A 17,198-nucleotide genomic window follows, 5' to 3' on the forward strand; every position below is an offset into this window, starting at 1 on the left:
GCATACAGTACATGCACTGAGATAAATCTTTTTCATTCCCGTGTTGTTTTTGAGTTTAATGATTAGTTTTCAAATTTTCGCAAATTTAACTTTTTTTAAATCACTTTAATATGATTTAACATATAATACTTCTAAACATGATGATATTTCTATCAATATTTGTCATTTCATATCATTCTCCTACAAAGCTACAATGCGACTGCGACAGAACCTGTCGTATTATTTTGAGATTATTTTCAATGTAAGACAGCTTAACGAAAATGCTTGGGAACCGTCTTACAGGATAACCAAATATTTTTTTAACTTATGAGGTATAAAAGGTCCTGTATTGAAAAGTAATATCATTCATTACTCATAAAAATAGCCCCGATAGAAACGGTTACCCCGCAACACGGGTTAGAAAGGTGGAGGAATTGAGCGTTGGAGCGCGATGGCGTGAGGAGTATGAGTGGATAGCGGGATTAAGCTCCTAAAAAAAGAAGAAGACATTTAAAGTCTAATATATATTCATAAAAAAAACACCCTTTTACGAGTGGCTTAGTTTTTTGAAATTTTGATCTTATTGATAAATGACTACGTCGTCTTTTTTAATCTGGTAACCTGCTTTCTTGTAAGGAACTAAGACATAGGTTTCTTTAATATAGCTTCCGCTTTTCCAGATTTTTCCTTTGCCTTCTCTATCAAGAATGATACTTTTTGCATTTCCTTCCGGAATAAAAATTTCTGCCCTCTTCATATCTTTACTAAAAATAACTGCCGTCATTGTGGAATAGCTTTTATCTGTAGCAACTTCCTTTAATTTGATTTTCTGTTCGAAAACCCTTATACAGTTATTTCTGATTTGCGAATAAGTATATCCTGCTGAGCCTATACATCCGTGAACATCTCTGTCACCTCCCAAAGCCGGAGTTTTTTGTTGAGCGAAAACTAAAGATCCCAGGAACATCATGCTAAATAAAATTGGTTTTTTCATATTTAAATTATTAATGTTTTCAGTTTGGTAAAGTATTTTGGAAATAAAGATACTAATTCATTCTTAGTTACAAAAAACATTATTGTTATAAACAATGTATAAGTTCTATTTTATGTGAATTAATTCTACAAAAAAGTCACTCCTTCGAGTGACTTCATTTTTCTTTAGAAATGTGATTTTATTGATAGATTACTACATTATCCTTTTTAAGCTGGTAACCGCTTTTTTTGTAGGGAGTTAACACATAACCATCTTTTTTCCAAGCTTTTGCTTTTCCTGTTCTGTTAAGAATTATGCTTCCTTGTTCAACATCTTTTACAAAAATTTCAGCTTTCTTCATGTCTTTACTGAAAATAACTGCTGCTATATAATCTCCTTTTGTAGCAACCTCTTTTAATTTGATCTTTTCTTCAAAGGTTCTTATACAGTTTTTCTTAATCTGTGAATAGGTATATCCTGCTGAACCGATACATCCGTGAGCATCTTTATCGCCACCTAATACCGGTGTTTGCTGTGCAAATGCTATAGTACCCAGGAACATTGCGCTTAATAAAATTGTTTTTTTCATGTCGTTTGTATTATATATGATAACTACGCAGGATATTAATAAAAATCATGCCAAAAAAATCATAAAACACATTATTGTGAAAAAAAATCTCTTTTTACTTTGTCCAATTGATCTTTGAATGCTTCACCTCATCAGAACTTGTTCCCATCATAATATCAAATTCGCCTGATTCCCAGTCATATTTTAAATCTCCATTATAGAATTTCAGGTTTTCCGGCGTAATCGTAAAGGTTACTTTTTTAGATTCTCCTTTTTTCAAAAATATTTTCTGGAACCCTTTCAGTTCTTTTACGGGTCTTGTAATACTTCCCACCATATCTCTGATATACAACTGTACCACTTCTGCACCGTCATAGTTTCCGGAATTGGTTATGGTAACGGACGCCTGAATCTCCTGGTTTCCTTTTGGATTGGTATTGGATATGCTGATATCTGAATAGTTGAATTTCGTATAGCTCAATCCGTAACCAAATGAATATAATGGCGTATTGCACTCATCCATATAATTGGAACGGAATCTCTGGTATTCACATTTATCCGTAAGTTTCTGATCTAATGGTCTGCCTGTATTTTTAGCATTATAATAAATAGGGACCTGTCCCAGGCTTCTCGGGAACGTCATCGGAAGTTTTCCTGATGGGTTTACTTTTCCGAAAAGTACATCTGCCATGGCATTTCCTGCTTCTGAACCTGGGAACCATGCATTAAGAATGGCATCGGGAGTGTCTTTTACATTCGTTAATGCTAATGGACGACCTGTGAAAAGGATCATTGCAATTGGTTTTCCGGTCTTTTTCAGTTCATTTAACAGGTCAACTTGTGATTGAGGAATCGTGATTTCAGATCTTGATGAAGATTCTCCACTCATTTCTGCAGATTCTCCGATCGCCAGGACTATAACGTCAGCTTTACTGGCAATATCAACGGCTTCTTTTAACAGTTCTTCTTTTGAACGGTTATCTCTATCGGTTTTCTTTCCGTGAGCAGCATATATTTCTTCTAATTTGGCATCGTAATCGATATTAGCCCCTTTTGCTGAAAGGAATTTCACTTCTTTGCCGTAATTTGCCTGAAGCCCCTGCATTAAATTAACTGAAACACTGTGTTTTGTAGCAACACTCCAGGTTCCAGCCATGTTCATAGAATTATTCACCAATGGTCCGATTACCGCAACAGTTCCTGATTTTTTTAAAGGCAATACCTGATTTTCATTTTTCAGTAAAACCATTGACTGAGCAGCAATGCTTCTTGCGATATTACGGTTTTCTAAATTATATACTTCTTTTGCCGCTAATTTGGCATCACCGTGTTTGTATGGATTATCAAAAAGACCTAAGTCATATTTTGCTTCAAGAATTCTTTTTGTGGCCATATCAATCTCAGCCTGGGTAACTTTTCCTTCGGATAATGATTTTTTTAAAGTGGTTAAAAAGCCTTCTCCTACCATATCCATATCAACCCCAGCTTTTAAAGCCAGTGCTGAAACCTGCTGAAGATCTCCCATTCCGTGATCAACCATTTCATTAATCCCGGTATAATCGGTTACTACAAATCCTTTGAATTTCCATTGGTTTCTCAATACTTCCGTCTGAAGCCATCTGCTTCCAGTAGCGGGAACGCCGTCCACTTCATTGAAAGATGCCATTACAGAAGCTACCCCAGCATCTACAGCAGCTTTGTAAGGTGGAAAATATTCATTGAACATTCTTACATGGCTCATATCAACCGTATTGTAATCTCTACCGGACTCTCCTGCTCCGTATAATGCAAAATGCTTTACACATGCCAAAATATTTGTACCATTAGCCAAATCTTTACCCTGGTAACCATATACCATATTTTTTGAAATCTCACTTCCTAAATACGGATCTTCACCGGAACCTTCGGACACTCTTCCCCATCTTGGTTCACGGGAAATATCCACCATTGGCGAAAATGTCCAGTTGATTCCATCAGATGCAGCTTCTCTTGCAGCTACTTTAGCAGACTGCTGTACCAGATTCATATCCCATGAAGCGGCTAAACCTAATGGAATAGGGAAAGTAGTTTCATAGCCGTGAATCACATCCATTCCAAAGATCATTGGAATTTTCAGGCGGCTTTTTTCAACAGCTACTTTCTGAACAGCTTTAATCTTGTCTGCTCCTTTTATATTAAATAATCCTCCTACTAGCCCCTGTTCTACTTTTTTTCCGATATCTGAACTCTGAGCCATTCCCGTAGTAAAATCTCCGGAGGTAGGAAGGTTCAGCTGACCGATTTTTTCATCTAAGGTCATTTTAGATAAAAGATTGTCTACAAAGGCTTTCTTCTTGGCCTGATATTGTGCAGTCTGATAGGACTGTACAGGCTTATCCACCATTTCCTGAGCGGAAAACACCGGCGAAAGGGCCAGGGTTGCAAGTACAATTAACTTTTTCATAAATCTATCTTCTTATTATTATTGTTTTGATTTCTATCTAGTCTTTTTCGTTTAACGAAACCTGTATTTCTATTTATTTTTCTTTTTAGACAGCATCCATTCATACAACTGCGGATTTGAATAGGCTGAATCCCATGAATTATGATTGTCATTCGGGAAAATCACCAGTTCTGCTGATGGATTTATAGGATGAAGTTTCTGATACAGTTTAAAAGCATTTTCAGGTAATACAACATCATCCATCCCACCATGGAATATTTTCATATTCAAATCTTTAAATTGATCAATATTGGCCGTCATCATCTGGTCTGTAGGTGCACAAACTGAAGCTACTGCAGCAAACATTTCAGGATGCTCCATTGCCAGCTTCAAAGTTCCCCAACCTCCCATCGAAAGTCCTGTAAGATAAATTCTGGAGGTATCAATTTTATATTTTTTCTGGATATCCTTAATCAGGTGATATACTGTTACTGTATCCCACCAGCTATCTACCGGACATTGCGGTGCCAGAATAGCCACCGGTTCTTTGATCAGGGCTTTATATGTGAATGGACTGTGAGCTTTTACCATTTCAAGATTACTCCCTCTTTCTCACGAACCGTGAAGAAAAACAATCAGTGGAACATTCCCTTTTGCATTCTGGGGATAATCCAGGATATAAGAAATTTTTTCCGGTCTTTTGATCTCTTTATTCAGTTCTGCTTTGATTTCCTGAGCATTAAGCTGTAAAGAAAGTGGCAATAATAAAAGGGGAATATGTTTTAATTTCATGATGCTTTTAGGTTTTGGCTAAAGCCTGTTTCTATTGAATGCATATAGCTTTTGCAAATTTTTTCTCTCGCAGATTTTACAGATTAAGCAGACTATTGTGTTTTATCTTTTTACAGTTCTCATCAATAGTTAACCACAAAAGTTTTATTCCAAACACTTTAGCCCTCTTAAGTTAATTTAAACAATACTGTATATAAGTCCTCTGAAGTTTTTTAAAATCTTTGATTTTCTACTTATATGTCCTTTTGATACACAAGGCCTGTCACTTTAAATAACTTAAGTATTTTATCTTTTGAGGTTTATATAAAAATAAATAACTTTTTCATATAAAATCAGTGAGCTTTATTTTTAATTATTTTATTCCATATTTTGTGGATTGGAAGCCTAGTTTTTTCAATCCTTGCTGGATCTCAGGAGCATTCATAAATAACTTCCAGAGAAATCCTGTTCTGTAATTTTCGATCATGGGTGCTATTGTCCCCTGATCAATGGCAAGGTATCTTGGCGTAAACCAATTGTTATAGTTGATGGAAGTTGCATCGTAAGGGCCTGCTGATCCAATGAATTCAGGCTTTTGAGTATAGATAAACCTCAGAAAATCCATGGATTCTTTTGGAGTGTACGGAAAACTGCTTAGAGCAGCTGTAGGGGTTATCACTCCATCGTCATTATTTGGCATATGAGCCGTATAGCCTGTGCTTCCATCCTCGTTTCTTGTATATCCGGCCGTCAGTCCCCAATAATTTGGTCCGTAACCTTTCCATTGTTTTGGATTTTCAACACAGTATTTATAATCAATAAGGGTTTGATTTTTATTAATATCAAAATAGTTTTTCACCAATTTATCGGATAATCCTGTCGGATCAAGCCCGATGTATGAATATTGAGCCCAGAAAAGCGGCCCGCCATATTCTTCGGCATAGTTGTGTTTTACATACAGAGGCAATCCGTATTTTGTTTTGTCGGTAAGATAGGTCCCGTTTCGGGTCCACCCTTTATAATAAGTTTCAGCATCTATGGAATATGTAGGGGAAGATGCGGCAAGGATATAAGTAATGAGACATTCATTATAGCCTTCAAGTGGGAAATTCATTTCCCATTGATATTCCGGTGACCAGTGCCAGTACAGTACTTTTTCACCTCCTTTGGTGTACCAGTTCCATTGAATTCCTTTCCAGAGTTCATCACATTTTGCAGCCAATACTTTTTCTTCTGCATTTCCATTTTTAAAGTATTCACGAACCATCAGTATCCCTGAAGTAAGGAATGCTGTTTCTACAAGATCTCCTCCATTATCTTTCTTTCCAAAAGGAACCGTTTTTCCGGTTTCCCCATTGATCCAGTGTGGCCATGCCCCTTTATGACGATCTGCTTTTGCCAGAAAATTCATAATATGGGTTAATCTTTTCACAGCTTCTTTTCTTGGAACAAATCCTCTTTCCACTCCTACCAGTAAAGTTGCCAATCCAAATCCAGATCCTCCTGTTGTAATGACATGCTTGTCATTATCCGGATAGATATTGTCTTCGTGATAACGTTCTCTTCCCAGCATAGAATTGGGTTCCGCATAATCCCAGAAATACTTTAAAGCATCTTGCTGTACTCTATCCATCAGCTGTTCATCCGTAACAGTACTTTTAACTACATTACTTTTTGGTGGTTCCTGTTTTGAAACGTGAGCATTTTTGCAGGAATAAGCAAAGAATAAAGAAGTTACTGCAATTGATAATAGGGTCCTTTTCATTGGTATTGGTTTACTGGTTATAAAAGTAGAGGAGAATTTTCACTCTCCTCTAGTTTATGGTTATCTGTTAATATCCTGGATTTTGTGTAAATGCCCCAGCACTTTCAGTGATGGCATCAAATGGAATCGGGAATAATTCATTTTTTCCAGCTTTGAATCCATAAGAAGCAAGAACTGTAGGAGCCTGTCCTGTTCTTACAAGATCTACAAAGCGATCTCCTTCCATAGCTAGTTCTACCCTGCGTTCATTCCAGATTGCGGTTTTAAGGGCTATTTGTGTTGAAGCCGTAGTTCCTGCCAGCTTAGCTCTAGCTCTTACTCTATTCAGATTTGTAGTAGCTACAGAAATATTTCCTAATTCATTAGCTGCTTCTGCATTGATCAGAAGAATTTCAGCAAATCTTAAAATTCTGATATTCTGAATAGATCCATATCCACAAGCACTTTTATTCAATGCTTTTGGTACATATACCTTTTGGTTATAAGTGGTTACCGATTGAGCATCCCCCATTGCAATTAAATCGCCTTCCGGAGTAATTTCCCCGTTTCTTAAGATGGTAAGTTCTTTTCTGATATCACCTGGTTCAAATGCATTTTCAAGAGCATTAGAAGGGGTAAAGAAGCCCCAGCCAAACTGATCTCTTACACCCTGAACTTCAGCATACTGACTTCCTTTTAATGGAGGGATACAGTCACAGTTTACTTCAAAAACAGATTCCTTTCCAAATTCACCTGAAGGTCTGAATACATGATTAAAATCCGGATCTAAATCATATCCCATTGCCATCACCTGATTAGAGGTATCATAGGCTTTCTGCCAGTCTTTTTTATAAAGATATACTTTTGAAAGCAATCCTAATGCGGCTCCCTTTGTTACTCTCCCTAAATCTGAAGCAGGGTAAGTCTGAGGAAGAATTTCTGCCGCACTGGTAAGATCAGAAATAATAAAATTGTATACTTCTTCTACTGAGTTTCTCGGAACTTTATAATTGGCCTGAAGGCCGTCAAAAATAGGCACTCCACCATATATCCTTACTAAATTAAAATAAATATAGGCTCTCAGCATTTTTGCTTCTGCAACCAATCTTGTTTTCAGTGCTGAGTCCATTTCAATTTTCGGAACATTCGTGATCACCTGATTACAGCTATTTAGTCCTTGCCATTGTCCGATCCAGTATCCTCTTACACCCTCATCACTTACAGTATAGGTGAAGTTATCATAAACATTGATAAAAGAAGCATCTCCGGGATTGGAACCTTTAACAACATCATCTGCAGGCACTCCAAAAACAAATTGGTAGGGAAAAGCTGAATTATCATAACTTCTCAGAAAACTATAGATAGCATTCGTTGCCAGCATTGCATCCTCCTGTGTCTTGAAAAATGATGCAGCTTCCGTATACCCTTCCTGTTTTATATCTAAATAATCATTGCAACTTGCTGCAAGTGATAATAATGCGATTGATAAAAATATCTTTTTCATAACTCTTTCTTATTAAAATGTTAAATTAAGACCCAAAGTATAAATGGCTGAAATTGGATAGATATTATTATCCACCCCCATTTGTACCCTGTCGGTATTTAAAACTTCAGGTGAGAACCCATTATATTTGAAACTTGTCCATGGATTCTGTGCACTTACATATAATCTTAGCTTTGTAATCGACATCGATTTTGTAAATGATTGAGGTAAATTATATCCCACCTGAATATTTCTGATTCTTATGTAGCTTCCATCTTCTACATAAAAACTGTTGGGTAAAATAATAGCCTGGTTATTGGTTGCCATTGAATAGGTATTGGATGTTCCTTCCCCATGCCATCTGTTATTGTAAAAATCCAGATCCCAGCTTTCATTTCCATAGCGCTGCTCTCTGTTGAAATTGTAAATTTTATTTCCGAACACTCCTTGAAAATCAATAGCAAAATCAAAGTCATATACATTCATATTCACACCAAATCCATAAGTTCCTTTTGGAATAGGGCTTCCTAAAAATGTCTTATCTCTAACATCGATCACTCCGTTTCCATCCAAATCTTCAAATCTAAACCCTCCGGCCTGTGCACCATTTTGAACCGCCGATGCGTCTACTTCTGCCTTATTCTGAAAAATACCTGCCACCTGGTAACCATAATATGAACCCACAGCCTGTCCTTCCTGAAGTCTTATGATGGAATTACCATATAAACTGGCCCCTGCATTTAAGTATGAATCATTTAAAACAGAGGTAATCTTATTCTTTAAAGTGGTTAAGTTTCCATATACACCGATTTTTATATGATCATTAATCTTAGTATCGTAATTAACCGAAAATTCAAATCCTTTATTATTAAAAGAGTACGCATTCGTAATATAGTTATTCCAGTTAGAAGCACCGGAAACCATTCCCTGAACAATACCATACACTACATCTTTGGTATCTTTATCAAAATAAGTAGCATCTATTTTCAGTTTATTATTGAACATGGCCATTTCCAATCCGAAATCTTTACCTGTTGTTGTTTCCCAGCCAATATTCGGATCTATAACTTTGTCTATTGTTTCTGCAGGATATCCGGAATCTCCATAATAAGCGCCTCCCTCCAGTTTAGTAGTATTTAAGGTGTAAGCTCTCTGTACATCCGGATTACCCAGCTTACCCCAGCTTGCTCTTAATTTTAAAAGATTAACAACATTCTGCTGACTCATAAAGTTTTCTTTGGAAATTACCCATCCTGCACTTACAGCAGGAAATACACGAGATCTGTCATTCGCAGAATACTTAGAAGTTCCATCTCTACGAACCGATGCATTCACTAGGTATTTCCCATCATAATCATAATTAAGCCTTCCGAAAAAGGATTCAATTCTGTCCTGATAAGGAATAACATTTCTTTCTTTTTCATCGAAACTTGTTTTATAAATATCCGTTCCTTTAGAAATATCCAGAGAAGCATTTGTTCCGTTATAATTAACGTTTAAAGCTTCTGCATAGGCCTGAGAATAGGAGTTTCTGGTTCTGGAGAAACCTGCCAGTAATTCTACATTATGTTTTCCAAAATCTTTTTTCCAGCTTAATGTATTATCCCAGATATAATTTCTGGTTCTCGAATCTCTTGTTATTAATTTATTTGGTTTCTGATCGGCAACAGGAACGTAACCGAATGTTGGGGTATATTCGTATTTATTCGAATTAATATTATCAGAACTATAACTGATTCGTAAAGTAAAATCTTTTAAAAATTTATATTCTCCCCAGATATTATTCAGCAGTCTTTCTTCTCTTGTCTGAGATCTGAATAAATCCATTTTTGCTCTGGAGTTAGGAACTTTTGCTAATGTAAAATATTGGTAATCCCCTGTAGCCGGATTAATTGGAGCATAAACTGGAGGAGATGAATAAGCGTCCAGCAAAGTATTATTTACATGATCTGTACGCATTTTTGAAAAAGTGAAATTATTACCTATGGTTATATTATCTGTAATTTTATAACTCAAATTCACTTTGGTTGTAAATCTATTAAAACCACTGCCTGAATTAATACCTTGTCCTGCTGCCAAATTTCCTTCATCCTGAAGATTTCCGGCACTTACATAATAGTTCAGCTTTCCAAGGTTTCCTGAAGCCGAAATATCATTCGAGTTAATGATACTTGTTCTCAAAATCTCTTTGAACCAATCTGTATCTGCAGGATAAGATGATCTGTCTAAAAATACAGGGTCTTTTACTTTATCATTGATTAGTTTCTCATTATACAGCTGTAGATACTGATCTGAATTAACCATTTTAGGAACGTTCGTTACCGTTTTAATTCCTAGATACGAGTTAAAATTAAAAACTGGTTTTTTACCTCTTCCGGTTTTGGTTTTAATGATCACAGCACCATTGGATGCTCTGGCCCCATAAATTGCCAAACTGGAAGGATCCTTCAGCACACTCATAGATTCAATATCCTGAGGGCTTAAGAATGAGATATCATCTGTAATCATTCCATCAACAATAAAAACAGTTTTCCCCGTTAATGAACTAATCCCTCTGATGTCCACTCTGGGAGAACCTCCCGGTGCTCCGGAGTTTAAAACCTGTACACCTGCTACCCTTCCCTGTATAGAACTAATTGGGTTGGCATTCGGTTTATTCGCTAAATCTTTAGCAGAAACGATTCCGATACTACCGGTCACATTCTCTTTTTTCTGCGATCCATATCCGATCAGAACCACCTCGTCGATCTTCTGCTCTTTGGCAGCAGTATCTTTAGGCTGAGTCTGAGCATTGACATTCATACCAAAGTATAGAACAGCAATGAGACATGAATATTTTACATTACTTTGTTTCATATAGTTTCAATTTTATTCGTACAATCAGATTTTCAACAATGTCTCATTTAGAAGCATTCAATTTCTCAAAAGAAGACATTAGTCAAAAATATAAAAAAAACCGAACCATGTTAAGATATCTTAAAAATTTAAAAACAATTGTATTTTTTTACGTAAAAACATAAATATGATTGCATTTTGTGAATTTAAATACAAAATAAACATTAATTTAATATCACATCACTAATAACAAAATCATGATTTCAACTCAAAAAATCACCAAATAATTCACTAATCATTAATATTTTGTTAAATACAAAATAGTATTTACCTTTGGTGCAGTTTTTGAGAAAAGCAATAAAAAGATCAATGAAAAAATATATCGTTGCAGCCGCTCTTATCATAGGAACCGGTGCTGTTATTACCACCTCTGTACAATCCTGTACAACATTGGCCACATCTGATATGGGGCTTTCTATTATTAAAAGAATGCTACTCAATGGCATTGATAAGGGAATGGGTATTTATACCAACAAAGAAGCCTTCTTACAGAATAATATGGTAGACAAGGCTCTTCCTAAAGAACTTAGAGAGATCAACTCCATGCTGGAAAAGATAGCGCCATCACTGGTTGCTAAAGAGAGAGATTATATTGCGCAGGCAGCAGCCTATACCGTAAATACTTCAAGGCCCATTCTGCAGGGTGCTGTAAACAGCTTAAACGCGCAGGATGTAACGCGAATCATTGAAGGAACTACTGCAACACAGATCCTTAAAGAAAAAACTTCACAACAGCTTATTGCTGCCATCGCTCCGAAGGTGGATGAAAAGCTTAATGAATATGGCATTGTAAAAACCATCAATACATCTTTAGCGGGAAGTAATTTCCTCGGAAGTCTTCTGGGAGGAAATAAGAACACCGTAAATTCAGGTGGATTAAGCCAGCTTGCTTCTGAACAGTTGGTAGCAGGACTCTTTAATATTATTGAAGATTACGAGCACCAGAACTCCAAGTCACTGCTGGGGCCATTTGGAAAATAGAAAAAAATTCGTTATATTTATATATTATATTAGAATTGCAGATGGATATATTACAAGGAAATCAACACGCAAATCCTGAAGACTTTTATAAATCTTTAAAGGAAAAACTGGAAGGTCATCATGATTTTCCTGAGGATTATTTATTTAAATTTATTATTCCTACAGACCAATCAAAACTTACAGAAATTTACAAAGTATTTGATGGTATCAAATTTACATTGGGAAATCGCGAAAGCAAAAATGGAAAATACACAGCCTGCAACATTAATGCATTTGTTTTAGATGCGGATCAGGTAGTGAAAATTTATAAAGAAGTAGCAAAAATAGAAGGCGTTATTCTATTGTAAAAAAGAAACCGTTTCATTTAATTATGAAACGGTTTCTTTTTAGCTCTATTCATTAAAAACTATTCTTATTTTTTAATATTTTAATCTATTAAAATAAAGTGAATTAAGGGTAAGAATTAATTCTGAGTCAAAAACCATTATTGACTGTCTCTTATTTTTTGCCTTCACCCCCACTCAAAATGTATAATCATTTTTTTTAATAATAAAAACCGCCTCTATTGAGACGGTTTTATCAGCTTAATACTTTGCTGTATTTATTATTATTTCTTAACGAACTTAATGCTTTCTGAAACTTTAGCATTATTAATCGTAATCACGTAAACTCCTTTCACAAGATCAGCTACATGAATCTGATTATCATTAATTTTTCCTTTTTTAACAACTTGTCCTACAGTATTATGAATTTCAAATTGAGATTCTCCGGAAAGTCCTGTAACATTCAGAATATCATTAACCGGGTTAGGGTATACTCCAAAAGTATTTTTCTTATTTACTTCTGTAGTTGATAAAGATTCTCTTGTAGTAAAGGCTTTAGTTTCATAAGAGAATTCACCATTCGTTTCAAATATAGTCTGTCCTGTCCCTGAAGAACCTACAGTTAGTTTTGCATATCCACTTGCACCATTAGCCAACTGTCCGGTTAAACCATCCCCAAAATCATCAGATATAGTAAACACATAACAATCTGTAGGTAAATCCCACACCTGAGTGATAAGAGCCGGATCTGGATCACCATCTTCGGTATTACCATATCTTCCGGATTTTACAATCTGTCCACTACTGTTTTTAAGATTCCATCTTGTCTCCTGTCCCCATCTGTCTCTCTGTAATTTGAAGGTAACTGTAGTTGTTCCAAAATACTGAGGTGCTACAGGTTTCACATAGTCACCAGATGTAGTATTATTAGTACTTCTCTGATCCGTTGTTCCATTTACAGAAGCAATAGAGAAGGAAACTCCTGAAGATGCTATAGATGCGTCAACAGGAATATTAATCACACTTGATTTATCCTGAGTAAGATTTCCTGTCCAGTTAAATGTCTGAGCAGCACCTCCACTCATGCTGTAAGTGATAACAGCCGATGTCAGATTAGCAGTACCTCTGTTTGTAATAAGCAGACGCAATGATCCTTGCCCACAATTAACAACTCCTATGGAACATCCGCCATCATATTTTATTTCAGCATCATTTGGAAATAAAGGAATAGCCTGATCTTTAGTAGAAGCTTTCAGCTCCATTCTTCTTGGAGAATTATCCATCACCGTTCTGATCCTTGTTTTCTGATCATTAGTATAGATATTCATACAGGTATCATTGGTATAGTCCATATAATTCTGAACCATTTCAAAAACGTTCGGATCATTACAACTCTGTATAGAAGCATTACATTGATAATTTGCAGTATGTGCAGTAGGGGTATCTGCGCAGTAATCATTACCACATGCAGAGTCTCCCCAGATATGTCTTAATCCCAGGAAGTGGCCTACTTCATGAGTCATCGTTCTTCCTCTGTCATAACCAGGCTGCATAATGAAAGTAGTATCATCATAATCCATACTACCGAAAGTAGAATATCCGGCAACAACTCCATCCGTAGCTGCAAGACCCATGTTAGTATTCAGACCCGGAAGTGTAGAATTAGAAGGAAACTGGGCATATCCCAATAAACCGTTATCTGCAAAGTCCACACTCCACATGTTCATATATTTGGTTGGATCTCAAATCGTTTTAGTCTTTACAATACCGTCAAGATAATTTGTATACCCTTGGCTTTCATCACCTCTTCCCCAGTAATCTCTACAAAGATTTACTCTATCAATTCCATTGGTAGGATTTCCGTTAGGATCTACTTTTGCAAGTACAAATTCTATTTCAGTATCAGCACCAATTGGGTTGTTATTAAAACCAGGAGTGTTAACTTTTTTTCTGAAGTCGTTAGTCATCACAGTAAGCTGTGACATTACCTGAGTGTCAGAAATATTTGGAGCTACTCCTACATTCTGACCACTGTGGATAACGTGTACTACCACCGGAATTGTAATTACATTTCCAATCTGAGACTTGTTTGCTTTCGCCTTTTCAATCAAAGGAGCAATCCATGCTTCAAACTTCTCTGATGATAATCTGTCTGGAAACTTCTTCTGCAAGTTGTCTTCATATTCAACAGTCCCACATTTTTCCATTCCTTTAGGATCAAGTTCTCTTTTCTCCCATACTTTTTTTGATGGTTTTCCACCATCTCTCTTCTGTGCATTTGAAAATCCAACGCCCATAAAAAACAATACGGCTAAAGAGGATTTAAAAATAGTAGATTTTCTCATTAATATATTTTTTATATTTTAGCAAATATATAAAATAAAATTACTTAACAATTTAACTATTCAATAAAATATTAAATAAAATAAAAATAACACAATGAAGGCATTTTTAACATTAATGAGTATTATTTTAATTACATCAACAATATGTTGTGCTAATCAAAATAAAAAAGATAATAATGAAACAAAAACAACAAAAAACGATAAACAAAAAAAAATTGAAAAAATACAGCTAACAGAAATAACAAGGGGAATCCATCGAAATTCTATTTTTACACCAACCTTTAAAATCACTGTTTTAAATGGTGATTCCACAAAATACACAACAAATCCTTCCGAATGGGATAATATATCCAGACAGGCAGAAGCTCTTGATCTCTCCAAAATATCAGAACTTCAGTCTCCTACTACAGGCAGATATTCTGATCAGGCCTTATCCTCAACTCTTCTCATTACTTCTGGGGGAACAACCTACACTTCCGCAACATTTGACGCCGGCAACCCTCCAAAAGAACTGGAAGCGTTATACTACACTATCCGGCAACCAAAAGGAAAAAAGAAAAAAACACCTTAAACCCATTTAAGTTTCCGGCGGTTATTCCAAAAGAAAAGTATAAAATAAAAAGAGTCCGTTTTAGCTTGTAAAACGGACTCTTTTATATATAATTAATTATTATTTTTCAATAAAGAACTTGACATTATCAATAGGCCTTCCCAACATGGCTACCGAACCTTTTACCAAAATCGGTCTCTGGATCAGTGAAGGGTTTTCAGACAGAATTTTTATCCATTCTTCTTCAGAATAATTTTTGTCTGCATAGTTATCAGTATACAGTTTATCTGTCTTCCTAATGATATGAAAAACGCTCTGATTAAGCTTCTTCAAGACGGTTTTAATCTCCAGAATACTCAAGGGATCTTCAATAATATTGATAATCTCAAAAGGCACTCCGTTTTCATCAAGATACTCTAATACTGCATTTGACTTTGAACAGCTTCCGTTATGTAAAACCTTAACTAACATTTCTAATGATTTTAAAAAATTAAACTCTTCTGTAACAAATTTAACAAGAATTCAGTGGATGTTATCTTAATGTTCTGATAAAAGTTTGTTAAAACAATCCGTTCAATTCTGTTTCAATTTTTTCCAGGATCAATCCGAAGTCTTCCGGCTTTTCAACGAAATCCAAATCATCCACTTCAATAATCAAAAGTTTACCTTCTGTATAGTTGGAAATCCATTTTTCATATTTCTGATTCAGTTTTGATAGATATTCAATACTGATAGATGCTTCATATTCACGTCCTCTTTTGTAGATTTTCTTTACCAGATTCGGAACGTCTGATTTCAGATAAATTAAAAGATCCGGCGCCGAAACGAAAGATTTCATCAGATCAAAAACAGATGAATAATTATTGAAATCCCTGTCTGAAAGAAGATTCATATCGTTCAGATTCTCCGCAAAGATATGGGCATCTTCATAGATCGTACGGTCCTGAATAATATTTTTCCCACTTTCTCTGATCTCTTTTACCTGACGGAATCTGCTTCCCAGAAAATATACCTGCAATGCAAAGCTCCATTTACTCATATCCGAATAAAAATCCTCCAGATAAGGATTGTGATCTACGTCTTCAAACTGTGCGTCCCATCCGTAATGCTTGGAAAGCATCGTGGTTAAAGTTGTTTTTCCTGCTCCGATGTTTCCTGTAACTGCAATATGCATATTCTTTTTCCTTGTATTAACTGATTAATTGATAAGCTTTTCTACACCTGCAGCCTGCACTTCGGAAGTGTCTTCAATCAACTGTTCCAATGTATTGTCAGAAGATTTCTTTTCTGCTTCTCCATCGGGCTTTTCTTCAGTATTTCCTACAGGTTTCCCGGTAGATTGCTCTATGATCTGAAGCTCAGCTTCCTGTTGTTTCTGCTGTCTGGCTTTCTTTACTTTTTCAAGGCTGTAAAGATAAAGCTTGTTCCCCTTGATTTCAAAATAAGAAAGGATGTTTTTATCCACAATTTGTGCATCGGGATCTTCAAAAATGACACTCATCCCTTTCTCAGGAATATATTTTAGAATTGAATTATTAGTAACAACCAGAATATTATCATTCTCTCTTCTGAATCTTTTTCCGTTATCCACCGGAGCTTCAAAGAGTTTTTCAAACTTTACGCTATAAATTCTGAGATGCTTTTTAGTAAGAATATAAACTTTACCTTCATACACCAACATATCCATCAGATCCTCGAAACTGATATCAAAAGGAAATGCATTGATGGTGGTATCATTTCTGAAATTATACTGTATTAGTCTCTTTGTACTGTCATCCAATAGCCATAACTGCTGTAGATCTTCAGCATAAGCCATTTTGATAAAACCAAATTTCTGTTTGAAATCAATACGCTGGATTTCATTCATATTCTGGTCTACAAATTTCATTTCCTGGGCATTCTCCGAAAACAAAGATAAAGTCAGAGGATTTTGTACCGACTGTACCTTATAAGGAACTGTAAGCATCATTTTCCCAATCTGCTTCCCCAAAGAATCATACTTTGTAAAGCTGAAATCCTTGTTTTTATAGATGTACAGATTTCCGTAGTCATCGGCCAGCATATCTTTGGCTTCCTTCAGCTTCAAGGTATCCAAAGGAAGAACGTTCTGTGCCGCAGAGGTACAGAAAATGAAAATGCATATCAGATAGATTAATCTCAATGT

The 17,198-nt window shown here is 35.7% G+C and carries 16 protein-coding genes; 3 read left to right on the forward strand and 13 right to left on the reverse strand.

Features of this window, described 5'->3' with window-relative positions:
• Window positions 1-559: 559 nt before the first annotated feature.
• The 8 genes from DRF65_RS13420 to DRF65_RS13450 form a co-directional block, all read right to left on the reverse strand.
• The gene (locus DRF65_RS13420; protein ID WP_115971278.1) at window positions 560-973 is read right to left on the reverse strand and encodes a hypothetical protein; all 414 of its coding nucleotides are present in this window, start codon (window positions 971-973) and stop codon (window positions 560-562) included.
• A 178-nt stretch (window positions 974-1,151) separates the two neighbouring features.
• Entirely contained in the window at window positions 1,152-1,541 is a 390-nt protein-coding gene (locus DRF65_RS13425; protein ID WP_115971279.1) for a hypothetical protein, read from the reverse strand.
• Between the two features lie 94 nt (window positions 1,542-1,635).
• Window positions 1,636-3,963 carry a beta-glucosidase BglX gene (bglX, locus tag DRF65_RS13430; RefSeq protein WP_115971280.1) on the reverse strand — a complete coding sequence of 776 codons (2,328 nt, stop codon included), beginning with the start codon at window positions 3,961-3,963 and terminating at the stop codon, window positions 1,636-1,638.
• 69 nt (window positions 3,964-4,032) lie between these two features.
• Window positions 4,033-4,533 (reverse strand): carboxylesterase family protein, encoded by a 501-nt coding sequence (locus DRF65_RS13435; protein WP_228438675.1) that lies wholly within the window; start codon window positions 4,531-4,533, stop codon window positions 4,033-4,035.
• A 21-nt stretch (window positions 4,534-4,554) separates the two neighbouring features.
• Window positions 4,555-4,734: a hypothetical protein gene (locus tag DRF65_RS28855; protein WP_228438677.1), complete on the reverse strand. Its 180-nt coding sequence runs from the start codon at window positions 4,732-4,734 to the stop codon at window positions 4,555-4,557.
• A 352-nt stretch (window positions 4,735-5,086) separates the two neighbouring features.
• On the reverse strand, window positions 5,087-6,478 hold the full coding sequence (locus DRF65_RS13440) for a glucoamylase family protein (RefSeq protein WP_115971281.1): 1,392 nt from the start codon (window positions 6,476-6,478) through the stop codon (window positions 5,087-5,089).
• A gap of 67 nt (window positions 6,479-6,545) precedes the next feature.
• Complete coding sequence (locus tag DRF65_RS13445) at window positions 6,546-7,961, reverse strand: RagB/SusD family nutrient uptake outer membrane protein (RefSeq protein WP_115971282.1); 1,416 nt, start codon at window positions 7,959-7,961, stop codon at window positions 6,546-6,548.
• 12 nt (window positions 7,962-7,973) lie between these two features.
• On the reverse strand, window positions 7,974-10,796 hold the full coding sequence (locus tag DRF65_RS13450; protein WP_115971283.1) for a SusC/RagA family TonB-linked outer membrane protein: 2,823 nt from the start codon (window positions 10,794-10,796) through the stop codon (window positions 7,974-7,976).
• Window positions 10,797-11,144: 348 nt separating this feature from the next.
• On the opposite strand from DRF65_RS13450, the gene DRF65_RS13455 reads away from it, so the two are divergent.
• Together DRF65_RS13455 and DRF65_RS13460 are read left to right on the forward strand one after the other, a co-directional pair.
• On the forward strand, window positions 11,145-11,816 hold the full coding sequence (locus DRF65_RS13455; RefSeq protein WP_115971284.1) for a DUF4197 family protein: 672 nt from the start codon (window positions 11,145-11,147) through the stop codon (window positions 11,814-11,816).
• Window positions 11,817-11,857: 41 nt separating this feature from the next.
• Complete coding sequence (locus DRF65_RS13460; RefSeq protein WP_115971285.1) at window positions 11,858-12,163, forward strand: DUF493 family protein; 306 nt, start codon at window positions 11,858-11,860, stop codon at window positions 12,161-12,163.
• A gap of 260 nt (window positions 12,164-12,423) precedes the next feature.
• Here DRF65_RS13460 and DRF65_RS13465 read toward each other — a convergent pair whose 3' ends face one another.
• Window positions 12,424-13,866, reverse strand: coding sequence for a zinc-dependent metalloprotease (locus DRF65_RS13465; protein WP_115971286.1), 1,443 nt, complete (start codon window positions 13,864-13,866; stop codon window positions 12,424-12,426).
• Window positions 13,867-13,881: 15 nt separating this feature from the next.
• Entirely contained in the window at window positions 13,882-14,484 is a 603-nt protein-coding gene (locus DRF65_RS13470) for a zinc metalloprotease (protein ID WP_115971287.1), read from the reverse strand.
• A 94-nt stretch (window positions 14,485-14,578) separates the two neighbouring features.
• On the opposite strand from DRF65_RS13470, the gene DRF65_RS13475 reads away from it, so the two are divergent.
• Window positions 14,579-15,055, forward strand: a complete 477-nt coding sequence (locus DRF65_RS13475; protein ID WP_123947341.1) for a hypothetical protein — start codon at window positions 14,579-14,581, stop codon at window positions 15,053-15,055.
• A 99-nt stretch (window positions 15,056-15,154) separates the two neighbouring features.
• Here the strand turns inward: DRF65_RS13475 and DRF65_RS13480 are convergent, their stop codons facing one another.
• The 3 genes from DRF65_RS13480 to DRF65_RS13490 all read right to left on the reverse strand — a co-directional run bounded on the left by DRF65_RS13480 (window position 15,155) and on the right by DRF65_RS13490 (window position 17,195).
• Complete coding sequence (locus tag DRF65_RS13480; protein ID WP_115971289.1) at window positions 15,155-15,505, reverse strand: ArsC/Spx/MgsR family protein; 351 nt, start codon at window positions 15,503-15,505, stop codon at window positions 15,155-15,157.
• Between the two features lie 88 nt (window positions 15,506-15,593).
• On the reverse strand, window positions 15,594-16,208 hold the full coding sequence (locus tag DRF65_RS13485; protein WP_115971290.1) for a deoxynucleoside kinase: 615 nt from the start codon (window positions 16,206-16,208) through the stop codon (window positions 15,594-15,596).
• Window positions 16,209-16,232: 24 nt separating this feature from the next.
• Window positions 16,233-17,195 (reverse strand): hypothetical protein, encoded by a 963-nt coding sequence (locus DRF65_RS13490; protein ID WP_115971291.1) that lies wholly within the window; start codon window positions 17,193-17,195, stop codon window positions 16,233-16,235.
• Between the last annotated feature and the right edge of the window lie 3 nt (window positions 17,196-17,198).

Origin of the sequence: Chryseobacterium pennae, assembly GCF_003385515.1 — a bacterium.
Lineage (GTDB): Bacteria > Bacteroidota > Bacteroidia > Flavobacteriales > Weeksellaceae > Chryseobacterium > Chryseobacterium pennae.

Coding starts and splice junctions, on each gene's coding strand:
- DRF65_RS13450 (WP_115971283.1), bottom strand. CDS start 10,796: ATGAAACAAAGTAATGTAAAATATTCATGTCTCATTGCTGTTCTATAC.
- DRF65_RS13475 (WP_123947341.1), top strand. CDS start 14,579: ATGAAGGCATTTTTAACATTAATGAGTATTATTTTAATTACATCAACA.
- DRF65_RS13465 (WP_115971286.1), bottom strand. CDS start 13,866: ATGAACATGTGGAGTGTGGACTTTGCAGATAACGGTTTATTGGGATAT.
- DRF65_RS13470 (WP_115971287.1), bottom strand. CDS start 14,484: ATGAGAAAATCTACTATTTTTAAATCCTCTTTAGCCGTATTGTTTTTT.
- DRF65_RS28855 (WP_228438677.1), bottom strand. CDS start 4,734: ATGAAATTAAAACATATTCCCCTTTTATTATTGCCACTTTCTTTACAG.
- DRF65_RS13480 (WP_115971289.1), bottom strand. CDS start 15,505: ATGTTAGTTAAGGTTTTACATAACGGAAGCTGTTCAAAGTCAAATGCA.
- DRF65_RS13455 (WP_115971284.1), top strand. CDS start 11,145: ATGAAAAAATATATCGTTGCAGCCGCTCTTATCATAGGAACCGGTGCT.
- DRF65_RS13435 (WP_228438675.1), bottom strand. CDS start 4,533: ATGGTAAAAGCTCACAGTCCATTCACATATAAAGCCCTGATCAAAGAA.
- DRF65_RS13420 (WP_115971278.1), bottom strand. CDS start 973: ATGAAAAAACCAATTTTATTTAGCATGATGTTCCTGGGATCTTTAGTT.
- DRF65_RS13460 (WP_115971285.1), top strand. CDS start 11,858: ATGGATATATTACAAGGAAATCAACACGCAAATCCTGAAGACTTTTAT.
- DRF65_RS13445 (WP_115971282.1), bottom strand. CDS start 7,961: ATGAAAAAGATATTTTTATCAATCGCATTATTATCACTTGCAGCAAGT.
- DRF65_RS13425 (WP_115971279.1), bottom strand. CDS start 1,541: ATGAAAAAAACAATTTTATTAAGCGCAATGTTCCTGGGTACTATAGCA.
- DRF65_RS13440 (WP_115971281.1), bottom strand. CDS start 6,478: ATGAAAAGGACCCTATTATCAATTGCAGTAACTTCTTTATTCTTTGCT.
- DRF65_RS13485 (WP_115971290.1), bottom strand. CDS start 16,208: ATGCATATTGCAGTTACAGGAAACATCGGAGCAGGAAAAACAACTTTA.
- bglX (WP_115971280.1), bottom strand. CDS start 3,963: ATGAAAAAGTTAATTGTACTTGCAACCCTGGCCCTTTCGCCGGTGTTT.